Genomic DNA, 24178 nt, shown 5'->3' on the forward strand with positions numbered 1-24178 from the left:
CGCCCTGCCCCGTCACCCGAGCAGCGACTCCAGGGGGACGGACGGGTCGGAGAGGGACTCGGCGGGCGGTCGCGCGCCCGCGCGGATCAGCTTCTGGATGGTGTCCGTGACGTCCCACACATTTACGTTCATCCCGGCGAGGATCCGCCCCTCGCTCAGCCAGAAGGCGACGAACTCCCGCTTCCCCGCATCGCCTCGCACCACCACCTGGTCGTACGTCCCCGGGGGCGCCCATCCCGAGTACTCCAGGCCCACGTCGTACTGGTCCGAGAAGAAGTAGGGCACGCGGTCGTAGGTCACCTCCTTGCCGAGCATCGCGCGGGCCGCGGCCGGGCCGCCGTTCAGGGCGTTCGCCCAGTGCTCGACGCGCAGCCTGGTGTCGAAGAGCGGGTGCTGGACGGCGGCCACGTCGCCCGCCGCGAAGATGTCCGGGTCCGAGGTCCGCAGGGCGGCGTCCACCACGACGCCGCCGCCGTGCGCGCGCTCGGCGATCTCCAGACCGGCCGCCTCGGCGAGCGCGGTGCGCGGGGCCGCGCCGATCGCGGCGAGCACGTCGTGCGCCGGGTGCTCCTCGCCGTCGTCCGTGCGGGCGGCGAGGACCAGGCCGTCCTCCCCCGCGATCTCGGTGAGCGTGGCGCCGAAGTGGAAGCGCACGCCGTGCTCGGCGTGCAGGTCGGCGAACATCTGGCCGATCTCGGGGCCGAGCACCGCGTGCAGCGGGGTGGGCTCGGGCTCGACGACGGTGACCTCCGCGCCGTACGTCCGCGCGGCGGCGGCGACCTCCAGGCCGATCCAGCCCGCTCCCGCGATCACCAGGTGGCCGTTGTCGCGGCCGAGACTGGCGAGAACCTGACGCAGCCGGTCGGCGTGCGCGAGGCGGCGCAGGTGGTGCACGCCCACCAGGCCGGTGCCGGGGACGTCGAGACGGCGCGGCTCCGCGCCCGTGGCCAGAAGGAGCTTGTCGTAGTGGATGACGGCGCGGTCTCCGAGGTGCACGGCCTTGGCCGTGCGGTCGATGGAGACGACGGTCTGGCCGAGGTGCAGCTCCACGTCCGACTGGGCGTACCAGGCGGGTTCGTGCACGAAGACGCTGTCGCGCTCCTCCTTGCCCAGGAGGTATCCCTTCGACAGGGGCGGGCGCTCGTACGGGTGGTCGCGTTCGTCGCCGATGAGGATCACCCGGCCGGTGAAACCCTCGGCCCGGAGTGTCTCGGCCGCTTTCGCGCCCGCGAGACCTCCTCCGACAATGACGAACGTCTGATCCGCGTCGACCACTTGATGCCTCCTCAAAGCCTTGCCGTCAGGGGGAGCGTCCCGCACGGAGCGTGATGGGGGAAGGGGTTGCGGCCCGATCCGGCCAGTTTTCGTCACGCCCCGTGGTCGATCGGGTCATTCCGCATATGTCAGGGCCCTATATGGCGGGGCCCTGCCGCGCCAGGGGCCGCGTCAGGGGCCGCGTCAGGGGCCGCGTCAGGGGCCGCGTCAGGGGCCGCGTCAGGGCTGTCTCGCCGTGAGCCGTGCGTGCAGGGAACGTGCGGCGGCGTCCGTGAGGGACGCGATCTGGTCGACGACCACGCGCAGCGCCGCGCGGTCGTCGGGCGCGGTGTCGTACAGCGCGCGGAACTGCGGGTCGAGCCCGTCCGGGGCGCGGGCGGTGAGGGCCTCGGCCAGCTCGGCGACGACGATCCGCTGGTCCGCGCGCAGCCGCTCCTGGGCGGGGCGCTGCATCACGTAGCGGTCGGCGACGGCCTTGAGGACCGCGCACTCGTGGCGGGCCTCGCGCGGGACGACGAGCTCGGCGGCGTACCGGGTGAGGGGGCCCGAGCCGTACCGCAGGCGGGTGGCGGTCTCGGCGGCGAGGCAGAAGTGGCCGATGAGCTGGCTGGTGGCGTCCTTCAGGCGGCCCTGGGCGATGGCCGAGCCGTCGTACCCGTGCGGCCACCACTCCTGTTCCAGGAGGCGGTCGAGGGCTTCGGAGAGCTCTTCGGGGTCGGTGTCCGCGGGGACGTACCGGCCGATGGCGACGGCGAAGATGTCCTGGCGCTCGGGCTCGGCGTGCAGGAGGTTCGGGTCGAGGTGCCCGGCGTGCAGGCCGTCCTCGATGTCGTGCACCGAGTACGCCACGTCGTCCGCCCAGTCCATGACCTGGGCCTCGAAGCAGGTGCGGCGGCCGGGGGCCTCCTTGCGGACCCAGTCGAAGACCGGCCGGTCGTCTTCGTAGACCCCGAACTTGGGGGACTCGGGGTCGGCGGGGTGGGCGCCGCGCGGCCAGGGGTACTTGGTGGCGGCGTCCAGGGCGGCGCGGGTCAGATTGAGCCCCACGCTGACGAGTTCGTCCGTCTGCTCACTTCTTACGAAGCGCTTCGGTTCGATGCGGGTGAGCAGGCGCAGCGACTGGGCGTTGCCCTCGAAACCGCCGCAGCTCTCCGCGACTTCGTTCAGCGCCTGCTCGCCGTTGTGCCCGAAGGGCGGGTGGCCCATGTCGTGGGAGAGGCAGGCGGTCTCCACCAGGTCGGGGTCGCAGCCGAGGGCGGCGCCGAGCTCGCGGCCGACCTGGGCGCACTCCAGGGAGTGCGTCAGGCGGGTGCGGGCGCTGGCGTCCCACGCCTCGTTGCTGCGCGTGCCGGGGGTGACCACCTGGGTCTTTCCCGCGAGGCGGCGCAGTGCGGAGGAGTGCAGGACGCGCGCGCGGTCCCGCTGGAAGGCGGTGCGTCCGGGCCTTTTGTCCGGTTCGGTGGCCCATCGCTCGACGGCGGCCTCGTCATAGGCGGCCTGGGCAGTCTCAGCCACCTCGACCGCCTCGGCCGCCTCGTCGTCGTACGTGTTCGGTGCAGTGCCTTCCATGCACCGACAGTAGACGCAAGCAGTGACAAAGAGGGCTCCAGGGCCCCTCGGTGGCCGACCGTCGACCGTCAGGCGGAGGCCAGCTGACGGGGTGAAAGGCGCGTGACGGGGGTGGCCGGTGTGGCGGGGGTGGTCGCGCGGGCCTTGTCGTAACGGTGCAGGAGGAGGTGGGCCATCGCCGGGTGGTCGCCGAGCGGGCCCGACGCGATCCAGGGGGCGGCGTCGGCGCACTGCGTGGCGAAGCGGCCCGGTGCCGTGAAGTACGAGGCCACGGCGGTGCGGTGGCGGCCACGTGCGGCGAGGGCGCGCACTGCCGCGGGCACGCTGAGCGGGGCGGCGGCGGTCGGCGACGCGTACGCGGGGACCACCGGCACGCCGAGCCGCTGGGCGAGGAGGTCCGCCGCGCGGCGGGTGTCCGTGGCGGAGTCCGGGTCGCGGGAGCCGGCCGCGGCGAGGATCACGCCGCTGGTGCGCCGTGCCGCCCGGCCGAGCCTCTCCGGCCAGCCCGCTTCGGCGAGCCGGTCGTGCAGTGCGTCGACGAGCAGGGGGTGCGGGCCGAGCGGGGCGGCGAGCCGCGTTTCGAGGTGCGGTGCGCTCGCGGCGGCCTCGGGGATGTCGTGCTTGACGTGGTAGCCGCGGCCGAGCAGCAGTGGCACGAGGACGGCTCGGCCTGCCGTGGTGGCGAGGGTGTCGGTGAGCAGCGGCTCGTTCAGCTCGATGTGGCCGAGGCGAACGGTGAGCCCTGGCCGCAGCTCACGGACCCGTTCGAGGAGCGCCGTGACGGTGGCGAGAGCGCGGGGGTCACGGCTGCCGTGGGCGACCACGACGAGCGCGGGCGCGCGGCTGCCGGGCCGGCTGCGAAGGGGGTTCGACGGCGTCATGGACCGAGGATGGCCGTGCGGCGTTTCGGTCGCGTTGCGCGCCGGTGACGGGCCCTTTCGGCCTGGCTCACGGGCGACGCCGCGGCGTTGTCAGTGCGGTCGTTTACCGTTGGCTGCAGTGATCGGATCGGGGGATCCGGTATCGGGGGCGGGGGGACGGGGGCGGCATGACGGGTCCGGGGTGGAAATGGCCGGGGTGGAATCGGCCGAGGTGGCTGCGGCCGGGGTGGCCGCGGGTGCGGTTGCCGCGGACGCGGCGGGGTCAGCGGCGGGCCGTGCAGGTCTTCATGGCCTGCTGCGTGGTGGCGCTGCTGCCCGCGACGTGGCTGTTCGTGACGGCGGAGGGGCGGTTGCACTCGACGGCTGACGTGCCGCGCACGCGGGTCGCGGTCGTCTTCGGCGCCGGGCTCTGGGACGGCGAGCCGTCGCCGTATCTCGCGCACCGCCTGGACGCGGCGGCCGAGTTGTACGAGGCGGGGCGGATAGAGGTCGTCCTCGTCACCGGGGACAACAGCCGCGAGGATTACGACGAGCCGAACGCGATGCGCGCGTATCTGACCGAGCGGGGCGTGCCGGGGCGGCGGATCGTCAGTGACTACGCGGGCTTCGACACCTGGGACTCCTGCGTGCGCGCCAAGAAGGTGTTCGGCGTCGACCGCGCGGTGCTGATCAGCCAGGGCTTTCACATACGCAGGGCCGTCGCGCTGTGCCGCGCCGCGGGCGTCTCGTCGTACGGCGTCGGGGTCGATGCCAAGCACGACGTGACCTGGTACTACGGCGGCGCGAGGGAGCTGTTCGCTGCGGGCAAGGCGGTGTGGGACGCGGCGTTTCAGCCGGATCCGCGGTTCCTGGGCCCCCGAGAGAGTCTGGCCCCTGGGCCTTGAGCGGGGTTGGGGGGGCGCGTCTGCCCTTCCGCCCGTTCGTTGGCCGGGTGCCGGTCGTGGTCCGTCCTCGCGCCGTTCCTCGCGCCCCTGGCGGGGCACGACCGTTCCCCTCGGCCCTTGCGGGGCGCGGGCGGCTCCCTCCGCGTGAGAAGCGCGTCTGCCCTTCCGCCCGTCCGTCCGGCGGGTGCGGATTGTGGTCCGTCCTCGCGCCGTTCCTCGCGCCCCTGGCGGGGCACGGCTGCGGGCGTCGGGTGTGGGTGGCTCACAGTGGGGTGTGGGGGGCGATGAGGTCGGCTTACCTCGTGTGTAACGCGATCGCGTTGGGGGGTGTAACAAGCCCGGCGGAGGCTGGGCCTTATGCACACCAAGGCGACACCGACCCACTGTCCGTACTGCGCGCTGCAATGCGGGATGGGCCTGGCCACCGGGCCCGGCGGCAAAGTGGAGGTCGTGGAGCGTCCCGCGTTCCCCGTGAACGGGGGCGCGCTGTGCGGCAAGGGCCGCACGGCGCCCGCTGTGCTCTCCTCCCGGGTGCGCCTGACCGAGCCACTCATCCGATCCCACGCCACGGGCCGGCTCGAACCGGCCACCTGGGAGGAGGCCGTCGCCCGCGTCGCCGAGGGGCTTTCCCGTACACGTACGGAACATGGCGCGGGCGCGATCGGGGTGTTCGGCGGCGGGGGGCTGACCAACGAGAAGGCGTACGCCTTGGGGAAGTTCGCGCGGGTGGCGCTCGGCACCTCGCAGATCGACTACAACGGCCGGTTCTGTATGTCGTCGGCGGCTGCGGCGGGCCAGCGTGCCTTCGGGCTCGACCGCGGTCTGCCGTTCCCGCTCGACGACATCCCGCGCACCGGCTGTGTGATCCTCGTCGGCTCGAACCTCGCCGAGACGATGCCGCCCGCGCTGCGGTATCTGACGGAGCTGAAGGCGAACGGCGGGAAGCTGATCGTCGTCGACCCGCGCAGGACCCGCACCGCCGAACAGGCCGACCTCCACCTGGCGCCGCGCCCCGGCACCGACCTCGCCCTCGCCCTCGGCCTGCTGCACCTGGTGGTGGCCGAAGGGCGGACAGACGAGGCGTTCATCGAAGCGCGCACCAGCGGCTGGCAGGAGGCGCGGGCGGCGGCGATGGCGCACTGGCCGGAGTACGTGGAGCGGATCAGCGGCGTTCCCGTGCCGCAACTCCGGGATGCCATGCGGATGTTCTGCGACGCGGAGGCCGGGATGGTGCTCACCGCGCGGGGGCCCGAGCAGCAGTCCAAGGGGACGGACACGGTGGGCGCGTGGATCAACCTCTGCCTGGCGACGGGCAACGCGGGCCGCCCCCTGGCCGGGTACGGCTGCCTGACCGGGCAGGGCAACGGCCAGGGCGGACGGGAACACGGCCAGAAGGCCGACCAGTTGCCCGGCTACCGCAAGCTGACGGACCCGGCGGCGCGGGCGCATGTGGCGGGGGTGTGGGGCGTCGACCCGGACTCGCTCCCGGGCCCGGGCCGCTCAGCGTACGAGCTGCTGGACGCGCTCGGCGGGGACATCAAGGCGCTGCTCCTGATGGGCTCCAACCCGGTCGTGTCGGCGCCGCGCGCCTCGCACGTGGAGGAGCGGCTTCGGTCCCTCGACTTCCTGGCCGTGGCGGACGTCGTGCTCTCCGAAACGGCCCAACTGGCCGACGTCGTGCTGCCGGTGACGCAGTGGGCCGAGGAGACGGGCACGGTCACGAACCTGGAGGGCCGGGTACTGCTGCGCCGCCAGGCGGTGAGCGCGCCCGATGGCGTACGGAGCGACCTGGACGTCCTGCACGGTCTCGCCGCGCACCTCGGCCACGAGAAGGGCTTCCCGACGGACCCGGAGGAGGTCTTCGAGGAGCTGCGCAGAGCGAGCGCGGGGGGAGTGGCGGACTACTCGGGAATCTCGTACGCACGCCTGAGAGAGGGCAACGGGGAGGGCGTGTTCTGGCCGTGCCCCGCGCGAGAGGGCGGGGAGGGGGGTGCGGATGGCGGGAGCGGCGTCGGTGGGGAGCATCCCGGGACTCCTCGGCTTTTTCTTGAGCGGTTTGCTACCGGGGATGGGCGGGCGCGGTTCGTGGCTGTGGCTCATCGGGGGGCCGCCGAGGAGCCGGACGCGGAGTATCCCGTGCTCCTGACCACCGGGCGGGTCCTCGCGCAGTACCAGTCGGGGGCCCAGACCCGCCGGGTCGACGAGCTCAACTCCGCCTCTCCGGGCCCCTTCGTGGAGCTGCATCCACGGCTGGCGGCGCGGCTCGCGGTCGCGGAGGGCGAGCCGGTGACCGTCGTGTCGCGGCGGGGTCGGGCCGTCGCCCCGGCGCGCATCACGAGCGCGATCCGCTCCGACACCGTGTTCATGCCGTTCCACTGGCCTGGCGAAGGCCGGGCCAACTCCCTCACCAATCCGGCACTTGACCCCGTGTCACGGATGCCGGAGTTCAAGGTGTGCGCGGTCCGGCTTGAGCGGGCGTAGCCGCCGGACGCGGCAGCAGCAGCGGCAGCGGCGGCAGTAGCAGCGGGCCGGGGGGAATCCCCCCGGCCCGCTGTCATGCGCGTAGGTAGAACAGCGCGTGCGGAATCAGCAGGTGCGGCCCACGTAGTGCGCGCCCTGGATCTTGCTCGACGAGCCCAGCCAGTGCTTGCCCGGGCCCACACAGCGCTCGTAGTCGGGGGCGAGGGCCACCCGCACGTGGATGACGACCTTCGAACCGTCGCCCGTGCAGTGGTTGTAGAACGCGTCGCTGCCGGTCTCGTAGAACCCGCAGGGGTTCATGACGGCGGTCGGGGTGTGAGCGGACGCGGCGGCCGCCACGGGGAGGCCGAGTGTGAGGGCTACGGCGCCTACGAGGGCCGGCAGCGAACGGCGAAGGCTCATGGGGCAACTCCTGCTGAGGACGTGGTGCTCACGCACCGACTCGCGCACCGACTGGTGCACACGGAGAGTGCCACAGCGAACACCCTCCGCGATCATGCGGTTCACGCGGGTCGCTCTCACGGGTGACGGAGTACACCGGATCGAGTGCTCACCGCGTGCGCAGGCGTTTGAGCTGCGGAATCCGCGTCCGCGACCACCCCTCCCTAGCCGCGCCCACCCCGTCACCGGCGCGCCCGGATCACACCTCACCCCCGCCCCCGCCCCCGCCCTTGGAACGACGCCCAGTCCCCTCCCCCGATCAACGCCCCCGAAGCACGCAGCATCACCGCCACCCGCGGCGCCGCCACGTACACCCACGCGCGCGCCGTCACTCCACCCAGGAGCGTCACCTCGCGCTCGACGCGCTCGTACAGGTTGCGGGGGTCGCCCGGCGCGTAGTCCTCCAGCACGTCGAGGTCGGCGATGACCCGGTCGTACGCGGACGGGAGCGGGGTGATCAACTCGCCGCGCACCGGGCCGCCTTCGGGTGCCTCCACCAGGTACGGATAGCCGGGCCCCTCGTAGAGAACCGCCCCCGGGAGCAGGGCGGGCGGCTCCGCCTCGACGCTGCCGCGCAGGTGGACGTCGTGGTTCGGCTCCCCCGGCCGCAGCGTCCCGTACACGAAGAACGGCAGCCGTTCCCTCTCCCGCCTCATGGGGCCGTCCCGCCTCATGGGGCCGTCCCGCCTCATGGGGCCGTCTCCCGCTCCACCCACTCCAGGTACGCCGCGCTCCCCCGCACGACGGGCGTCGCGATGATCTCGGGGGTGTCGTAGTCGTGGGCCTCGGTCAGCCAGGCCTCCAGTTCCTCGTACCGCGCGGCGGCCGTCTTGAACAGCACCTGCCACTCCTGTGCCGTCTCGACGGCGCCCTCCCATCGGTAGACGGAGGTGACGGGCCCAGCTATCTGCGCGCAGGCTGCGGCACGCGCCGCCACCGCGCCGCTCGCGAGGGCTTCCGCCTTCTGGGCCGTGTCGGTCGTGGTGAGCACGGTGAGCACCGCCGCCCGTGCGGGACCTGATTCCGTTGCGTACGTCGACGTCATGGGGCCGATTCTCGCCGCGCAGGGCGGGGAGCCTCTCACCGGCCTCCGACCTCCGGCCACCGACCACCGACCACCGCACCGAACACCCTCACGGCCGGCCGGGGCCACCGGCCAGGCCGAAGGTCCCGATCTCCGCTCCCCCACCCCGCTTACCCCTGTCTGTTACACAACGTCCCGTTTTCCGTGATGGACGCTTCCTACCGTCGGTAGTGCCATGAATCTTCCCTGCCCCCACCGCCGCCTCCTGCGCCGCGCCGCCCTTCTCGCCGGCACGGCGGCCGTCGCGCTGGCCGGATGCGGCAGCGTGGACGGGCTCGGCGCCGGTGAGCCCGCGCCGTCCGTGTCCGTACAGCCGCGCCCGGAACCGCTCTGGCCCGCCTGGACCAGTACGTCGTCCGAGGCACCCGGCGCCGACGCCGCCACCCACCAGCCGCCGCCGGAGCCGCTGGCAGGGCTGCCGAAGCTCGGCAGGGGCGGGCTCGGCGCGGAGGACTTCCGCAAGGTCCTGCGGGCCGATCCGCGGATGAAACCGCTGGCCGACCGCGGCGAGATCGACCGCCCCGGACAGGCCGGGCTCCGGCCTCCGCTCCTGACGGACCTGACCGGCGACGGGCGGCCCGAACTGCTCGTGGCCGCCGACACGGAGAGCGGACGCAGCCTCCTGGTCGCCTACAAGGAGCGCGAAGGCCGCGTGTACCCGATCCTGCTCACCTCCGGCAAGCGCGTGAGCGTCGAGACGCTCGGCCCCGACCTGCTGGTGCGCAGCCCGTGCGCGGACGGCGGCGAGCAGGCCGTGCGGTTCCACTGGGACGGGGTACGGATGTCCACGGTGAGCGACACCAAGAACTACAACAAGGCGCCGGACGGCGCCGACGGCTCATCGCCGTCACCGAAGCCCACGCCCAAGCCCACGCGCAAGCCCACTCCGGAGCCCACGGACAGCGACAAACCTTCGGACGGGCAGAGATGAGGGCCCTCGCCCAGCGCGTCCGCGCCGCGCTCAACGCCCTCGGTCTGCGCTGGAAGATCGCCGCGCTGCTCGCGCTCGGCTGCGCGGTCGTCGCCGTCGCCATCGGGGTCCTCATCCACCAGGCGCGCCTCGAACAGGTCTCCAAGACCGCCAGGTCGGGGGCGACCGCGCAGTTGGTGCGGGTGCGCCAGCTGTACGAGCTGACGGGCCAGGTGGACACCGGCGGCGAGGCCGATACGGACGCCGCTCTCGACGCGCCGGATCTGCCCGCATCGCTGCGGGCCGCCGCGCTGGACGGGCGGCGGACCACGTACCTCGACATGGGCGCCGCCGACCCCGTCGTATGGGCGGCGCGGCCGGTCGGCGACCATGTGCTCTCGGTGCGCGAACCGTTGGCCCAACAGGCCGATGAATTGGAGGAGTTCGACCAGCAGCTGGTGGCTTCGGGTGCCGTCGTCGTCATCCTCGCGGCGCTCGGCGGCGCCGCGCTTGCCAGCCGTCTCAGCCGCGAACTGCGGACCGCGGCGGCCACCGCGCGCCGGATCAGCCAGGGCGATCTGGACGCCCGTATCGACCATCCGCGACCGCCAGGCGGCCGGCCGGGCAAGGACGAGGTGGCCGAACTCGCCACCGCCGTCGACACGATGGCGGCGTCCCTGCAGCAGCGGCTCGAAGCCGAGCAGCGCTTCACCGCGGACGTCGCCCACGAGCTGCGCACCCCGCTGACCGGTCTGCACACCGCGGCCGAGCTGCTGCCGCAGAGCCGGCCCACGGAACTCGTGCGCGACCGGGTCCTCGCCCTGCGCACGCTCACCGAGGACCTGCTCGAAGTGGCGCGTCTCGACGCGGAGATGGAGCGCCCCGACCTGGCCACGCATCCGCTGGGCACGCTGACCGAGGGGATCGTGCAACGGTCGGGGTGCCCGGTGCGGTTCGCGGCGGAGAGCGACCCGTACGGCCGGGTGAACCCCGACGACGCTGCCGACCCTGCCGCCCCCGCCGACCCGGACGGTCGGGACGGTCGGGACGGTCGGGACGGTCGGGACGACACGCTCGTACGCACCGACGCGCGCCGCCTGGAGCGGATCATCGCCAACCTCGTCGCCAATGCCCGCAGGCACGGCGCCGACCCGGTGGACGTACGGGTGGCCGGGCCCGTGGTCACGGTCAGCGACCATGGGCCCGGCTTCCCCGAGCATCTGCTGAAGGACGGCCCCCGGCGCTTCCAGACCGGCGCTCGCGAGCGCGGTCAGGGCACGGGCCTCGGCCTGACGATCGCGTTCGGCCAGGCGCAGGCGATCGGCGCGCGCGTGGAGCTGAGCAACGCGGAGAGCGGTGGCGCGGTGGCGGAAGTACACCTGCCGACGGCGTGAGCGCGCTGCGCTTCGGCCTCAACTGCCGTACGGCCGGACCTCCTTCGCGCTCCGGAGGGCCCACGCCCACCAGTGGAGCTGGTCGAGCATGGACTTGGCGGCGGCGTTCGCGGCCGTCGGGTCCTTGTGGGTGCCGTCGTCGGCGAAGAGGGCGCCCGCGTTGTGGAAGGAGACGGTGTCGCGAATCGTCATGGTGTGCAGCTCGGCGAAGACCGGGCGCAGGTGCTCGACCGCGCGCAGACCGCCGGAGAGCCCTCCGTAGGAGACGAAGGCGAGGGGCTTGGCCTGCCATTCGGCGTTGTGCCAGTCGATGAGGCTCTTGAGGGACGCGGGGTAGGAGTGGTTGTACTCGGGGGTGAGCACGACGAAGGCGTCGGCGGCGGCCAGCTTCGGGGTGACCTTGGCGAGCTCGGCGAGCGTCTCGGCGGACGGGTTGAAGGAGAGCGCGGTCGGCAGGTGGGAGTCGGCGAGATCGATGACGTCCGCCTCGAAGTCCGTGCGTTCGCCGATCCGGGCCAGCAGCCAGTCGGCGACGATCGGCCCGAAGCGGCCCTCGCGGTTGCTCCCGACGACGACGGCGACGCGAAGGGGCGTGGCGGGGGTGGTGAGGGTGGCGCCGGGCGCGGTGGCCGTGGCGGCGGACGTGGGGTCAGCGGCACTCTTGTTCTGGGTCTTGTTCTGGGTCTTGTTCTGGGTCATGAGGAGAGCCTGATTGCTCAACCTAGGTTGAGGTCAAGCGCCTCTTTCCGCGAGTTCGGCGCGGGGCCCGCCGTACCGTGTGGACCATGACAACTCCCTCACCGCTGCAGCGGCTTGAGATCGACGGGCAGGCCGCCACCGCCGACCGGCTGCTGTGGTCCGCGCTCGGTGGCGTCGGGCACTTCACCGCGATGCAGGTCAGGGGTGGCGCGACGCGTGGGCTCGGGCTGCATCTGGAGCGGCTGGACTCGGCCACGCGTGAGCTCTTCGACCGGGAGCTCGACGGTGAGCACGTCCGCGAGCTCGTCCGGCACGTGCTCCGCGACGACATCGCCGACGCGTCCGTACGCGTCCACGTCCACGCACCCGACGGCGAGCCGTCCGTGACGGTCATCGTCCGGGCGCCGGGCGGGATGCCCGGGGGCGCGCAGGCCCTGCGGTCCGCCCCCTACCAGCGGCCCTTCCCGCACATCAAGCACCTGGGCGGCTTCGGGCAGGCCCGCCATGGAGAGCTCGCCAGGCGGGCCGGCTTCGACGACGCGCTGCTCACCGGGCACGACGGAACGGTCAGCGAGGGCGCCACCACGAACATCGCCTTCTACGACGGCACGGAGATCATCTGGCCGGACGCGCCCTGCCTGGCCGGCATCACCATGCAACTGCTCGAACCCCGCCTCCCGGCCGCCGGACTCCCCACCCGCCGGGCCCCGGTCACCCTCGCGAGCCTCTCCTCGTACACGGCGGCCTTCATCACCAACGCACGGGGCATCGCACCGGTGCGGCGGATCGACGACACGGAGTTCAAGGTCGACGAGACACTGATGGAGACGCTGGCGGGGCTCTACGCCGACGTGCCCCTGGACACCGTCTGAGGCGAACGCGGGTCTGCGGCGAGCCGAGGGCCGCAGCGGGTCACGGCCGGGGCGCGTCCGGCCCCGGGTCACCCATTCACAGGCGCCCAGCGTTCCCTTCGGGCGCTTCTCCGCGACACGCCGAGTGACCTGCTGGAACGTATCCGTCGAAGTGTCAGAAGCCGCTCCGGTACAGGGTTTCTGACCGTCTTTCAGGAGGCGTGCGCCGCCGAGTGCCACTTACCTCGGTACAGCGGGGTTCGACCGACGCAGCGGCACTTGGGGGTGCCGCGGGCCGTGCCCTCTGATGGCTCCTCGGAGGACAAGCACGATGCGCAAAGCCCGCCTGCTGACCACTGCCGCGCTCACCGTCGCATCGGCGGCGCTGCTGGCACCCGCAGCCGCCGCGACACCCGCCGCCGGTGGTGGCGGCCTGGAGGTCCACCCGACCACGGTCATGCCCGGCTCCACGGTCACCGTGAGCACCACCGCGTGCGGCAGCGACGGCTCCGCGTCGGGCGACGCAAGCGCCGTGGGCGCCGGCACGTTCACGCTCGCGCCCGGCTCGGACAAGGAGTACGAGGGGAGCGCGGCCGGTCAGTTCAAGGTGCCGCCATCGGCACAGCCCGGCACCTACGAGATCGTCGCGAAGTGCTCGGGTTCCGGCGCCGACGGCAAGCAGGTCACCGGTGACCTGGTCGTGACGATCACCTCGACCGCCGCCGCCCACGATCAACAGATCACCCCGAAGGGGCACGTGAAGACGGGGGTCGGCGGCGCTCTTGGCCCCGACCCCGTACAGACCGCGGCAGGTGTGGCGGCCCTTGCCGTCGCCGCCGCGGGCGGTACCTGGCTCCTGCATCGCCGGGCGAGAGGCGACAGGATCTGACGGACACCCTCCGCTGTCCACCGGTACCGCCAGCCCCCTCCCTCTCCGGGTCCGCCTGTCCCTCGTGGACCCGGAGGGGGAAGCGGGGACCGGCCTCCCCGAACCCTGAGAACCCCGAGGGGGACGAGTCGAGTGATGCGCAGGAAGAACCCCGGCAGGAAGAACCCCGGCAGAAAGCCGCAGGGCCGAAGACCGCTGGGCCGCAGGGCGCTGGGCGGAAGGCCGCTGGGCAGGAAAGCCGTCAACTCCGCCATAGGCACGGTCACCGTCCTGGCCCTGTGCTCCGGGGCATGGCTGCTGCGCAACGGCACCGAGTCCCGTCCGCCGCCCCAGCCGTCCGCCGCGCAGGCCGCTTCGGCGCAGCCGCACTCCGGCCACACCACGTCCGCCGACGCGCTCCCCCCGTCCCCGCCCGACCGGATCCGCATCCCCGCGATCCGGGTCAACGCGCCCCTGATGGGGCTCGGCCTCAATCAGCAGGGCAGTCTCGACGTACCGCCGCCGAAGAAGACGAACCTCGCGGGCTGGTACGAGTCCGGGACGACGCCCGGCGAGAACGGCACGGCCATCGTGGCGGGACACGTCGACAACGCCGACGGGCCCTCCGTCTTCTACGACCTGGGCGGTCTGACCAGGGGCCGCACCATCGAGGTCGAACGCAGGGACGGCAGCATCGCGGTCTTCACGGTCGACGCGAACGAGGTCTACGACGCGGAGAACTTCCCGGACGAGAAGGTGTACGGGGCGGCGGACCGGCCGGAGCTGCGGGTGATCACGTGCGGCGGCGACTATTCGCGGAAGACCGGCTACGAGGGCAACGTGGTGGTGTTCGCCCACCTGACGGGGGTGCGCTGACCCTCGGGCGGCGGGGGTGCGCCGGGGCGCCGGGGTGCGGCCCCCGGCTTGGGCCACGCGAGCTCAGGAGCTACGCGAGCCACTGTTCGTACGCCATCTTCGCCACCAGACCGAACACCGTGGTGAGCAGCACGATCCGGACGAAGCCGCTGCCCTTCTTGAGGGCGGTGTGCGCGCCGAGCATGCCGCCCGCGAGGTTGAAGACGGCCATCAGACCGGCCAGTTGCCACAGGACCGCGCCCTGCCAGGCGAACATCGCGAGGGCGCCCGCGTTCGTGCAGCAGTTGACGATCTTGGCGGTGGCCGAGGCGGACACCAGGTCGAGGTGGAGCACGGCGGTGAGCGCGAGCACCAGGAAGGTACCGGTGCCGGGCCCGATGAGCCCGTCGTAGAACCCGATGCCGAGGCCCGCGAGGCCGATGGCGGCGAGGATGCGCTTGGGCGAGGCGGGGCGGGCCGGCGGCGCGGTGCCGAAGGCGGGCCTGAAGATGACGAAGGCCCCGACGCCGAGCAGCACCACCATGATCACGGGCTTGAGCACCTCGGTGCTCATGCCGGCCGCGAAGAAGGCGCCGCCCATGGACCCGGCGAGCGCGGCAAGACCGATCCGTACGGCGGTGGGCACGTCGACCGGCGTCTTCCTGACGTAGGTCACCGCGGCGCCGGTCGTCCCGACGATGGCGACGGCCTTGTTCGTCCCCAGCGCGTGCGTGGCCTGGGTCCCGGCCGGCAGGCCGAGGAGCAGGGCGGGCAGGAGGAGCAGCCCCCCGCCGCCGACCACCGCGTCGATCCAGCCTGCCGCGAGGGCGGCGATGCAGAGGACGACGACGGTGGTCAGCGATATGTCGGGCATGATCGCGACCTTATGGAGAGAGTGATCACGTCGTCCATGACTTCAGGGAGAGTTGAGGGTTTCCAGAGGTTGCAGAGGTTCCGGAGGCTTTCTGGGGTTGCGGAGGCTTCCGGGGGTTCCGGAGGCTTCCGGGGGTTCCGGAGGCTTTCTGGGGTTGCGGAGGCTTCCGGAGGCTTCTGGTCCGGTTCTCCTACGCCCCCTACGGCGCCGCCTGCGGTGCCGGGACCCCCGCCGGGGCGCGGTCGGGCGCCGGTGGTGCCGCCGGGTCGACGGTGAGGGCGAGGGCGGTGGCGATCAGCGCGCTCGCTCCCGCGAGGCCCGTCGCCAGCTTGCGGCGGGCTTGCAGGGTGGGGCCCTGGGCCGGGCCCACTGGTCTACGGTGACGTCCCACGTCAGCCCCTCTCAGAAGGTGAAACACTCGGCATGGATGCGCTCCTGGGGCACACCGGCCCGTACGAGCGCGGCGGTGGCGGATGACGCCATCCCGGGCGGGCCGCACAGATAGACGTCGTGCTCCGCCAGGTCCGGGATCAGATTGCGCAGGGCCTGCGGGGCGAGCGGGTCGAAGGAGGCGTCGGAGCGCCCGAGCAGATAGTGCAGCCCCGCTCCCCTGCTCCTGGCGATCTCCTCCAGCTCCGCCCGCAGTACGAGTTGCTCCGCGCTGCCCGCCCGGTAGAGCAGCGTGATGTCCCCGGGCCCGCCCGGCAGCGTCTCGAACAGCGCCCGCATCGGGGTGATCCCCACCCCGCCCGCGAGCAGCAGCACCTTCCGCTTCGTACGCCGGTGCGCGGTCAGCGCCCCGAAGGGCCCCGTGGCGAGCACCCGCGTCCCCGGCTTCAGGCGCCGCATCCGCCGCGTGTGGTCGCCGATGGCCTTCACGGTGATCCGGAGGGTGTCGTCGCGCACGGGCGCGGACAGCGAGAACGGCAGCGCGGTGCGCCAGAGCCTGCGCCGCAGGAAGCGCCAGCGGAAGAACTGGCCGGGCTCGGCGCGCAGTTCGTCGAGCCCGATGCCCTGCATCACGACCGACACGACGCCGGGCCCTTCGTCCCGTACGTCGATGACGCGCAGGCTGTGCTTCAGCGCCTGCCGCACGGGTACGACGACGCGGTACCAGACGAGCAGCACCGCGACCGTCGCGTGCAGCATCGACCACGCCCACACCGTCAGGATGCCGCCCGCCACGTCGGGCCCCGCGAGCTGGTGCACGAAGGCGAGCGCCGCGCCGAGATAGGTCAGCATGTGCACGGCCTGCCAGGTCTCGTGCGGGACGCGGCGGCGCATCGCGCGCGCCGATGTGACGCCGACGGCGAGCAGCAGGGCGGTGCCCGCGCAGGCCAGGGCGAGGCCTGGGTAGCCGAGCAGGTCGAGGCCCGCGCTGAGGAGGTCGGTGTCGGCGTGGACGGCGTATCCGCACAGGGCGAGCAGGGCGTGGCCCAGGCACAGGCTGAGCACGTAGCGACCGCCGAGGGCGTGCAGCCGGGCGAGCCGGTCGGCGCCGACGCCGTGCTCGACCGCGGGCACGCGGGCCATCAGGAAGAGCATGACGAGGACGCCGTAGCCGGCGAGCAGTCCGGTGAGGTGGGCTCCGGTCGCGAAGAGCACGTCGAGCCGGGCCGAGGGTTCGGCTTGCACGGCCCAGAGCGCGGTGACGGCGAGGCCTACGCCGAGGATGCCGTTGCGGAGGGTGGTGGGGGTGAGGCGGATCGGGGTGGCGGGGGTGGCGGGTGTTCGGGGCCGCGGTGGCTTCGCGGGCATGGGCGGAACCGTCGAAACCGGCGAAACCGGGGGCCCCTCCGTCTGCCGCAGGTATGCGGCCAGGGCGGGGTAAGCGTCAAGGCGGGAATCGGCTACGTCGGTGGTCACCGCCGCAGACTAGGCGCGGGGCGGGGGCGGAAGTGGCTGGTCAGGCGGATACTGCTGATCCTTAAGGCGGGCTTGAGGATTGCCTCAACGGCGGTTAAGCCGGTGCGGTTCTGGTCCGTCGTAGGGGGCGGGGCCGCGCCGGTATGTCCGTCCTCGCTATCGTCCGGTACCCGCCGGGCTACTTCGCCCCCGGAACGCCGCGAACCGTGCTCCGGGCAGACATACCGCCACGTCCCCTCACGTCGGACTGCCGACTGCGGCCATTCGACGGCTGATGAATGGCACTACGGGGCAATCGGATGCGGGGCAATCGGGCGGGTGGGTGGGAGAGGCCCGTTCGGCAAGAGTCGGATGCGGGGCGAACCAAGGCCCCCGGCCAGGACCCTCACATCCAGCCCCGGCGCCCGCTGAGGGCAGCGTTCCCCCTGGGAAACAGACAAGATGCCGCCGGGTAACACCACCCCCGCACGCTGCCGTACATGACCTCATCGACCCCGAGCCCCGCACCCCCCGTGGTGGTGATCGGCAGCGGCCTCGCCGGCGTCCGGCTCGCCCAGCGCCTCGGGGGCGACGGCGATGGCACCTCCGGGGTCACCCTCATAGGGGAGGAACCCCACGCCCCGTACAACCGCGTTCTCCTCGCCGATGTCCTCTCCGGCCGCCTCGCCCCCGAGGTCATCGGCCTGCCTCCCGCCCCCGGCGAGTTCCTCCGCACCCGCGCCGTCCGCGTCGACCGCGCCGACCGGCTCGTGCACTGCGCGGACGGCAGCGTCGTCCCGTACGGCACCCTCGTCCTCGCGACCGGCTCGAACCCCGTGCTTCCACCCCTGCGGGGCCTCTTCGAGCCCGGCGCCACCGAACTGCCGCGCGGCGTGCACGCCTTCCGGACCATGGACGACTGCCTAGCCCTGTCCAAGGCCGTCGTACCCGGAACCCGGGTAGTCGTCATCGGTGGCGGCCTCCTCGGCGTATCGGCCGCCCGCGCGCTCGCCGTGCGGGGCGCCCAGGTCGTCCTCACCCAGCAGGGCGACCGCCTCATGGAGCGCCAGCTCGACCCGGCCGCGAGCGCGCTGGTCCACCGGCACCTCACCGAGCTCGGCGTGGAAGTGCACACCGAGTGCCGCGTACGCGGGGTGCGGCAGGGCGACGGCGCAATCCGCTCGGTGGAGCTCGCCGACGGCTACGTACTCGGCACCGACCTCACCGTCCTCGCCTGCGGTGTCCGCCCCCGCACGGGTCTCGCGCAGGCCGCGGGCCTGGACGTGCGCCGCGGCATCATCGTGGACGACGAGCTGCGTACCTCCGACCCGCACATCCGCGCCATCGGCGACTGCGCCGAGCACTCCGGCGAGGCCCGCTGCCTCGCGGCGCCCGCCCTCGAGCAGGCCGATGCCCTCGCCGATGCCCTGCTCTCGCCGCGTGACGCCCGCCCCTACGCCGGCACCCGCGCCCTCACCCGCCTCACCCTGCACAACGGACGTCCCGGCTCCGCTCCCCTGGACCTGGCGGCCTTCGGCGACCCCGAGCACCGGCCCGACGACGACGTCGTCCAGCTCGCGGACGCCACCCGTGGCACGTACCGCAAGGTCGTCGTCCGCGGTGACCGGCTCGTCGGCGGCGTGCTGCTCGGCGAGCTGACCGCCGTCGGCGCGCTCGCCCGCGCCTGGGAGGCCGACGACCCGCTGCCCGACGACGGCAGCCCCCTGCTCCACCTGCTCACCACCGACGGAGGCCTCTGAGATGCCCACGGACACCCCCAGCCCCCGCCACGGCGCGCACGACAACACCATCGTCCTTGTCGGGCACGGCATGGTCGGCCAGCGCTTCCTGGAGGCCATCGCCGCCCGCGGTCTCACCGACAACCACCGCGTGGTCGTCCTGTGTGAAGAGCCTCGGCCCGCCTACGACCGCGTACAGCTCACCTCGTACTTCGCGGGCCGCACGCCCGACGAACTCTCCCTGACCGACCCGGAGTTCATCGAGAAGCACGGCATCGAGCTGTACGTCGGAGACCCCGCCGAGAGCGTCGACCGCGACGCGAGGACCGTCACGGCACGCTCCGGGCAGACCTTCGCCTACGGCACCCTCGTGCTCGCGACCGGCTCCTTCCCCTTCGTGCCGCCGGTGCCGGGCAAGGACACCACGGGCTGCTTCGTCTACCGCACGATCGAGGACCTGCTCGCCATCGAGGAGTACGCGAAGACGTACGCCACGACCGGCGCCGTGGTGGGAGGCGGACTGCTCGGACTGGAGGCGGCGGGCGCACTGCGCGGCCTCGGACTCGCCACGCATGTCGTCGAGTTCGCGCCACGGCTGATGCCCGTACAGGTCGACGAGGGCGGTGGCGCCGCGCTCCTGCGCACCATCACCGGCATGGGCCTGACCGTGCACACGGGCGTCGGCACCCAGGAGATCGTCGGTACGGAGGGTGCCGTCAGCGGGATGAAACTGTCGGACGGCAGTGAACTCGCCACCGATCTCGTCGTGTTCTCCGCAGGTATCCGACCCCGCGATCAACTCGCCCGCGACTGCGGCCTTTCGGTGGGCGAGCGCGGCGGCATCACCGTCGACGAGCAGTGCCGCACCAGCGACCCCTCCGTGTACGCGATCGGCGAGTGCGCCCTGGCGTCGGACGGCCGGGTCTACGGTCTGGTCGCGCCCGGCTACGAGATGGCCGAGACCGTCGCCGCCTCGATCGCCACGGAGGAGTCGAGTTTCACCGGCGCCGATCTCTCCACCAAGCTGAAGCTCCTCGGCGTGGACGTCGCCTCCTTCGGCGACGCGCACGGCGCGACCCCGGACTGCCTGGACGTCGTCTACTCCGACTCGCGCTCGGGCACGTACAAGAAGCTGGTCATCGGGTCGGGCGGCGAGCTGCTCGGCGGTGTCCTGGTCGGTGACGCGGAGGCGTACGGCGTGCTGCGGCCGATGACCGGGAGCGTGCCGCCGGTCTCGCCGGAGCAGCTGGTCCTTCCCGCGGGCGCGGGCGCCCCGGTGGCGATCGGACCGTCCTCGCTGCCGGACTCCGCGGTCATCTGCTCCTGCCACAACGTCACCAAGGGCGCGATCCGCGGCGCCGTCACGGAACACAGCTGCACCACCGTGCCCGAGGTCAAGAAGTGCACCAAGGCCGGTACCGGCTGCGGCAGTTGTGTGAAGGTGCTCGGCCAGTTGGTGAACGACGAGCTGGAGGCGTCGGGCGTCGAGGTCGACAAGGGCCTGTGCGGCTGCTTCGCCCAGACGCGTCAGGAGCTGTACGAGATCGTCCACACCCTGGGGATCACCTCCTACCGCCAACTCCTGGACTCGCACGGCCGCGAGTCCGCCCGTGGCACGGAGGGCTGCGAGACCTGCAAGCCGACGGTCGGCTCGATCATCGCCTCCCTTGCCCCGACGATCGGCGCCGACGGCTACGTACTCGAAGGCGAGCAGGCCTCGCTCCAGGACACGAACGACCACTTCCTCGCCAACCTCCAGAAGAACGGCTCCTATTCGGTCGTGCCGCGCATTCCCGGCGGCGAGATCACCCCGGAGAAGCTGATCGTGATCGGCGAGGTGGCCAAGGACTTCGGTCTCTACACGAAGATCACCGGCGGCCAGCGCATCGACATGTTCGGCGCACGCGTGGAACAACTGCCGCTTATCTGGACCCGGTTGGTGGACGCCGGCTTCGAGTCGGGCCATGCGTACGGGAAGTCGCTACGGACGGTGAAGTCGTGCGTCGGGCAGACCTGGTGCCGTTACGGCGTGCAGGACTCGGTCCGGATGGCGATCGACCTGGAGCTGCGCTACCGCGGCCTGCGCTCCCCGCACAAGCTGAAGTCGGCCGTCTCCGGCTGCGCCCGCGAGTGCGCGGAGGCCCAGTCCAAGGACTTCGGTGTGATCGCCACGTCGAGCGGCTGGAACCTGTACGTGGGCGGCAACGGTGGCGCGACTCCGCGCCACGCGGACCTGCTCGCGCAGGATCTGAGCGACGCCGAACTGGTGCGTCTCATCGACCGGTTCCTGATGTTCTACATCCGCACGGCGGACCGCCTTGAGCGCACATCGACCTGGCTGGAGCGGATCGAGGGCGGCCTCGACCACGTACGGGACGTGGTCGTGCACGACTCGCTCGGACTCTGCGCCGAGCTGGAGGCCCTGATGGCCGACCACGTGGCGCACTACCGCGACGAGTGGTCCGAGACCATCAACGACCCCGAGCGCCTCGCGCGGTTCGTGTCCTTCGTGAACGCGCCGGACGTCCCGGACCCGACCGTGAGCTTCGTCCCCGAACGGGACCAGATCAAGCCCGACCTGCCGCTGCTGTCCATCGGCTCCCGCCCTCGCGACCTGGAAGGTGCCGCATCCTGATGAGCATTCAACTCCACTTGGAAGACGCCTGGTTCGAGGTCTGTGACCGCGCGCATCTCCAGCCGGGCCGCGGCATCGCCGCACTGCTCCCCGACGGCCGTCAGGCCGCACTCTTCATCGACCGCGCGGGCCGCGCGTACGCGATCGACAACCGCGACCCGTTCACGGGCGCCGCGGTGCTCTCGCGCGGCCTGCTCGGCGCGGCGGCCGGCCGGCCGTTCGTCGCCTCACCGCTCCTGAAGCAGCGGTTCGACCTGGAGACGGGGCGGTGCCTGGACGACGACTCGGTGACGGTCCAGACGCACCGGGTCAGGCTGGCCTAGCAGTCAGCCGCAATTTACTTGACCGAGCGTTCCAGATAGATCTAGTCTCCTCCTCGTGGCCAGGACCAAGGAATTCGATCCGGACGCCGCGCTCCAGTCGGCCCTAGAGCTGTTCTGGCGGCGCGGCTACGAGGCGACGTCGATGGCCGACCTCGTCGAGGAGCTCGGCATCGGACGCGCCAGCATCTATGCGACGTTCGGCAACAAACACGAGCTGTACCTGAAGGCACTGGAGCGGTACGCCGATCTCCAGAACCCGCGGCTGCTCGCGGAGCTCTCGCAGCCGGGCCCCGCGCTGCCCGCCGTCCGCTCGGTGGTCCGCCGCTTCGGGGCCGAGGCGGCCTCCGACGCCGCGCGCCTGAACGGCTGTTTCATCACCAACACGGCGGCCGAGCTCGGCCCGCACGACGACGCGGCGAGCCGCTGCGTCGAGCGCAGCTGGGAGCACATGGAGACGCTGCTGCACTCCGCGCTCGTGCGCGCCCAGGCGCAGGGCGAACTCCCGGAGGACCGCGACCCGCTGGCCCTCGCGCGCATGCTGCTGACCCTGATGCAAGGGGTGCGGGTGGTCGGCAAGGCCTCCAAGGACCCGGCGCGGGTGCGGGACGCGACGGAACAGGCGCTGAGCCTGCTCGCCTGAGCTCCGCTTGCTCAATCTCCCTGGCCTCTTTTTTGATGCCCTAATACTGAATCGATCGTTCAAGAAAAGAGTTCCGTGATGTCTTCAGCACCGCGTACCCGCTTCGCAGGACGCACCGCCCTCGTCACCGGCGCCGGCTCCGGTCTCGGCCGTGCCATGGCGCTCGCGTTCGCCGCCGAGGGCGCGAACGTCGTCGTCGCGGGGCGCACCGAAGGCCCCCTCAAGGAGACCGTGGGCCTCATCGAGGACGCGGGCGGCACGGCGCTCGCCGTCCCGGCCGACGTCTCGCGCTCCGGCGACCTCGCGGCGCTCGTCGAGGCCACCGTCGAGCGGTTCGGCTCACTGGACGTGGCCGTCAACAACGCGGGCGTCCTGCGCGCCGGGCAGCCGGTCGTGGAGCTGCCCGAGGAGGACTGGCGGACGATGCTCGACATCAACGTCACCGGCGTACTGCTCGCCCTCCAGGCCGAGGTGAAGCAGATGCGCACGCAGCCCGGCGGCGGGGCGATCGTGAACGTCTCCTCCAACCTCGGTCCCCACACCAGCCTTCCGGGCACCATCGGCTACGGCGCCACCAAGGCGGCCGTCTCCGCGCTGACCAAGGGCGCCGCCATCGAGAACATCCGGGACGGGATACGGATCAACGCGGTGAGCCCCGGTTCCGCCGACACCAGCATGTCGCTGCGCCAGGGCGAGAGCCCGGCCGAGCGCACGGAGCGCATGAAGAGCGCAACGCCGCTCGGCCGCGTATCGACGACGGAAGAGGTCGCCGCCGCCGTGCTCTACCTCGCCTCGGCCGAGTCGGCGTCCGTGGTGGGCGCGGACTTGGTGGTCGACGGAGGCGCCGCGGCCTGAGCCCCTCCCTCACCCGCGTCAGGGCCGACTCCGCCTACGCCACGGCCGGCCCTACGCACGTCGTGGCCTGCACCACCCGCGTCACGGCTGGCCCCGCCACCGTCGCGGCCAGCCCCGCCCACGTCACGGCCGGCCCCGCCCACGTCACGGCCGGCCCAACCCGCCTCTCGGCTGGCCCCGCCACCGTCACGACCTGCCCTGCCCTGCCCTGCCCACGTCCAGTCACCGTCCTGATCCCCGAGGTGGAACCGGCCCACGTCTGGCAACGCCTGCTCCAGAACCAACGCGGCGCGGTCCTCGCCCACGCCGTCCGCCGGGACACGGACGCGGTCATCTGCCGCCTGCGGTTCCGCCTTGCGGCGGGGCGCGGACGGTCCTAGCGTCGCGCCATGAGCGGACGTACGGGAGCTACGGGCAACGGGGGCGGCCGGGGCGGCGCGGACCGCCAGGGCCACGCGGGCAGCTCGGGCAGCGCGGACAGCGCCGGCAGCGCGGGGAAGAGGATCACCGAGAAGCTGTCGTCCGATGCGCTGCGCGAGGCGACGGGCAAGGACTGGCCGCAGTGGTTCGCGGCGCTCGACGCCTGGGGCGCCACCTCCCGCAACCACACGGAGATCGCCCGGCACGTCCGCGAGGAACATGGCGTCGACGGCTGGTACGCCCAGTCCGTGGCCGTCGGCTACGAGCAGGAGCGGGGTCTGCGCGAGGTCGGCCAGAGCAGCACGGGCGAGTGGCGGACGAGCGGTAGCAAGACGATCGACGCGTCGGCGGCGCGGGTCATCGAGGCCTTCACGGACGACGCCGTACGCCGCCGCTGGCTCCCCGACGCGGAGATCTCCCTCCGCACGCACCGCCCCGCCAAGTCGGTGACCGCCGATTTCAAGGACGCGACGGGCGCCACCAGCCGTCTCTCCGTGGGCGTGACCGTCAAGGGCCCGGCGAAGACACTGGTGGGCGTCCGGCACGAGAAGCTGGCGGACGCGGCGGAGGTGGCGGCGTACAAGGCGTTCTGGCGCGAGCGCCTGGCCGAACTCAAGTCCCTGCTGGAGAGCGCCGAGTAGCCCCACCCACCCCC

At 72.5% G+C, this 24178-nt stretch carries 24 protein-coding genes; 14 read left to right on the top strand and 10 right to left on the bottom strand.

Annotated elements, in window-relative coordinates; all coding sequences use genetic code 11:
* Positions 1-12: 12 nt before the first annotated feature.
* The 3 genes from ACIBCK_RS03705 to ACIBCK_RS03715 form a co-directional block, all read right to left on the bottom strand.
* Entirely contained in the window at positions 13-1275 is a 1263-nt protein-coding gene (locus ACIBCK_RS03705; RefSeq protein ID WP_399386418.1) for an NAD(P)/FAD-dependent oxidoreductase, read from the bottom strand.
* Positions 1276-1494: 219 nt separating this feature from the next.
* Positions 1495-2844: a deoxyguanosinetriphosphate triphosphohydrolase gene (locus tag ACIBCK_RS03710; protein ID WP_399386419.1), complete on the bottom strand. Its 1350-nt coding sequence runs from the start codon at positions 2842-2844 to the stop codon at positions 1495-1497.
* 68 nt (positions 2845-2912) lie between these two features.
* Positions 2913-3725, bottom strand: a complete 813-nt coding sequence (locus ACIBCK_RS03715) for a sirohydrochlorin chelatase (RefSeq protein ID WP_399386420.1) — start codon at positions 3723-3725, stop codon at positions 2913-2915.
* A 167-nt stretch (positions 3726-3892) separates the two neighbouring features.
* On the opposite strand from ACIBCK_RS03715, the gene ACIBCK_RS03720 reads away from it, so the two are divergent.
* Positions 3893-4609 (top strand): vancomycin high temperature exclusion protein, encoded by a 717-nt coding sequence (locus ACIBCK_RS03720; RefSeq protein WP_399386421.1) that lies wholly within the window; start codon positions 3893-3895, stop codon positions 4607-4609.
* A gap of 357 nt (positions 4610-4966) precedes the next feature.
* A complete protein-coding gene (locus tag ACIBCK_RS03725; RefSeq protein WP_399386422.1) occupies positions 4967-7090 on the top strand; it encodes a molybdopterin oxidoreductase family protein in 2124 nt (707 codons plus the stop codon).
* Positions 7091-7195: 105 nt separating this feature from the next.
* On the opposite strand, the gene ACIBCK_RS03730 is transcribed toward ACIBCK_RS03725, so the two are convergent.
* The 3 genes from ACIBCK_RS03730 to cutA form a co-directional block, all read right to left on the bottom strand.
* Positions 7196-7492 carry a DUF6355 family natural product biosynthesis protein gene (locus ACIBCK_RS03730; RefSeq protein WP_367041651.1) on the bottom strand — a complete coding sequence of 99 codons (297 nt, stop codon included), beginning with the start codon at positions 7490-7492 and terminating at the stop codon, positions 7196-7198.
* 245 nt (positions 7493-7737) lie between these two features.
* Positions 7738-8187, bottom strand: a complete 450-nt coding sequence (locus tag ACIBCK_RS03735) for a gamma-glutamylcyclotransferase family protein (RefSeq protein ID WP_399386423.1) — start codon at positions 8185-8187, stop codon at positions 7738-7740.
* Between the two features lie 32 nt (positions 8188-8219).
* Positions 8220-8576 carry a divalent-cation tolerance protein CutA gene (gene cutA, locus ACIBCK_RS03740; protein ID WP_399386424.1) on the bottom strand — a complete coding sequence of 119 codons (357 nt, stop codon included), beginning with the start codon at positions 8574-8576 and terminating at the stop codon, positions 8220-8222.
* A 214-nt stretch (positions 8577-8790) separates the two neighbouring features.
* Here cutA and ACIBCK_RS03745 point away from each other — a divergent pair, with 214 nt between their 5' ends.
* Positions 8791-9546 (top strand): hypothetical protein, encoded by a 756-nt coding sequence (locus ACIBCK_RS03745; RefSeq protein ID WP_399386425.1) that lies wholly within the window; start codon positions 8791-8793, stop codon positions 9544-9546.
* Complete coding sequence (locus ACIBCK_RS03750) at positions 9543-10919, top strand: ATP-binding protein (protein ID WP_399386426.1); 1377 nt, start codon at positions 9543-9545, stop codon at positions 10917-10919. Before ACIBCK_RS03745 ends, ACIBCK_RS03750 begins: the two co-directional genes overlap by 4 nt.
* A gap of 18 nt (positions 10920-10937) precedes the next feature.
* Here the strand turns inward: ACIBCK_RS03750 and ACIBCK_RS03755 are convergent, their stop codons facing one another.
* Positions 10938-11618, bottom strand: a complete 681-nt coding sequence (locus tag ACIBCK_RS03755) for an NADPH-dependent FMN reductase (protein WP_399386427.1) — start codon at positions 11616-11618, stop codon at positions 10938-10940.
* Positions 11619-11704: 86 nt separating this feature from the next.
* On the opposite strand from ACIBCK_RS03755, the gene ACIBCK_RS03760 reads away from it, so the two are divergent.
* The 3 genes from ACIBCK_RS03760 to ACIBCK_RS03770 all read left to right on the top strand — a co-directional run bounded on the left by ACIBCK_RS03760 (position 11705) and on the right by ACIBCK_RS03770 (position 14213).
* Positions 11705-12490 (top strand): aminotransferase class IV, encoded by a 786-nt coding sequence (locus tag ACIBCK_RS03760; protein WP_399386428.1) that lies wholly within the window; start codon positions 11705-11707, stop codon positions 12488-12490.
* Between the two features lie 310 nt (positions 12491-12800).
* Positions 12801-13358: a hypothetical protein gene (locus tag ACIBCK_RS03765; RefSeq protein WP_399386429.1), complete on the top strand. Its 558-nt coding sequence runs from the start codon at positions 12801-12803 to the stop codon at positions 13356-13358.
* Between the two features lie 135 nt (positions 13359-13493).
* A complete protein-coding gene (locus ACIBCK_RS03770; RefSeq protein WP_399386430.1) occupies positions 13494-14213 on the top strand; it encodes a class F sortase in 720 nt (239 codons plus the stop codon).
* 70 nt (positions 14214-14283) lie between these two features.
* Here the strand turns inward: ACIBCK_RS03770 and ACIBCK_RS03775 are convergent, their stop codons facing one another.
* The 3 genes from ACIBCK_RS03775 to ACIBCK_RS03785 form a co-directional block, all read right to left on the bottom strand.
* Positions 14284-15066 carry a sulfite exporter TauE/SafE family protein gene (locus ACIBCK_RS03775; RefSeq protein ID WP_399386431.1) on the bottom strand — a complete coding sequence of 261 codons (783 nt, stop codon included), beginning with the start codon at positions 15064-15066 and terminating at the stop codon, positions 14284-14286.
* 199 nt (positions 15067-15265) lie between these two features.
* Positions 15266-15436: a hypothetical protein gene (locus ACIBCK_RS03780; protein WP_399386432.1), complete on the bottom strand. Its 171-nt coding sequence runs from the start codon at positions 15434-15436 to the stop codon at positions 15266-15268.
* A 32-nt stretch (positions 15437-15468) separates the two neighbouring features.
* On the bottom strand, positions 15469-16824 hold the full coding sequence (locus tag ACIBCK_RS03785; RefSeq protein ID WP_399386433.1) for a ferric reductase-like transmembrane domain-containing protein: 1356 nt from the start codon (positions 16822-16824) through the stop codon (positions 15469-15471).
* A 587-nt stretch (positions 16825-17411) separates the two neighbouring features.
* Here ACIBCK_RS03785 and ACIBCK_RS03790 point away from each other — a divergent pair.
* From ACIBCK_RS03790 to ACIBCK_RS03820, 7 genes are all read left to right on the top strand, one after another.
* Complete coding sequence (locus ACIBCK_RS03790) at positions 17412-18671, top strand: NAD(P)/FAD-dependent oxidoreductase (protein WP_399386434.1); 1260 nt, start codon at positions 17412-17414, stop codon at positions 18669-18671.
* Between the two features lies 1 nt (position 18672).
* Complete coding sequence (gene nirB / locus ACIBCK_RS03795; RefSeq protein WP_399386435.1) at positions 18673-21285, top strand: nitrite reductase large subunit NirB; 2613 nt, start codon at positions 18673-18675, stop codon at positions 21283-21285.
* Positions 21285-21608: a nitrite reductase small subunit NirD gene (nirD, locus tag ACIBCK_RS03800; protein WP_399386436.1), complete on the top strand. Its 324-nt coding sequence runs from the start codon at positions 21285-21287 to the stop codon at positions 21606-21608. Before nirB ends, nirD begins: the two co-directional genes overlap by 1 nt.
* A 55-nt stretch (positions 21609-21663) precedes the next feature.
* Complete coding sequence (locus ACIBCK_RS03805; protein ID WP_399386437.1) at positions 21664-22248, top strand: TetR/AcrR family transcriptional regulator; 585 nt, start codon at positions 21664-21666, stop codon at positions 22246-22248.
* A gap of 78 nt (positions 22249-22326) precedes the next feature.
* The gene (locus tag ACIBCK_RS03810; protein ID WP_399386438.1) at positions 22327-23103 is read left to right on the top strand and encodes an SDR family NAD(P)-dependent oxidoreductase; all 777 of its coding nucleotides are present in this window, start codon (positions 22327-22329) and stop codon (positions 23101-23103) included.
* A 62-nt stretch (positions 23104-23165) separates the two neighbouring features.
* Positions 23166-23483: a hypothetical protein gene (locus tag ACIBCK_RS03815; RefSeq protein WP_399387294.1), complete on the top strand. Its 318-nt coding sequence runs from the start codon at positions 23166-23168 to the stop codon at positions 23481-23483.
* A 9-nt stretch (positions 23484-23492) separates the two neighbouring features.
* Positions 23493-24164, top strand: coding sequence for a hypothetical protein (locus tag ACIBCK_RS03820; protein WP_399386439.1), 672 nt, complete (start codon positions 23493-23495; stop codon positions 24162-24164).
* Positions 24165-24178: the final 14 nt, after the last annotated feature.

The organism is Streptomyces sp. NPDC051218, from assembly GCF_044455475.1.
Taxonomy (GTDB): Bacteria; Actinomycetota; Actinomycetes; order Streptomycetales; family Streptomycetaceae; genus Streptomyces.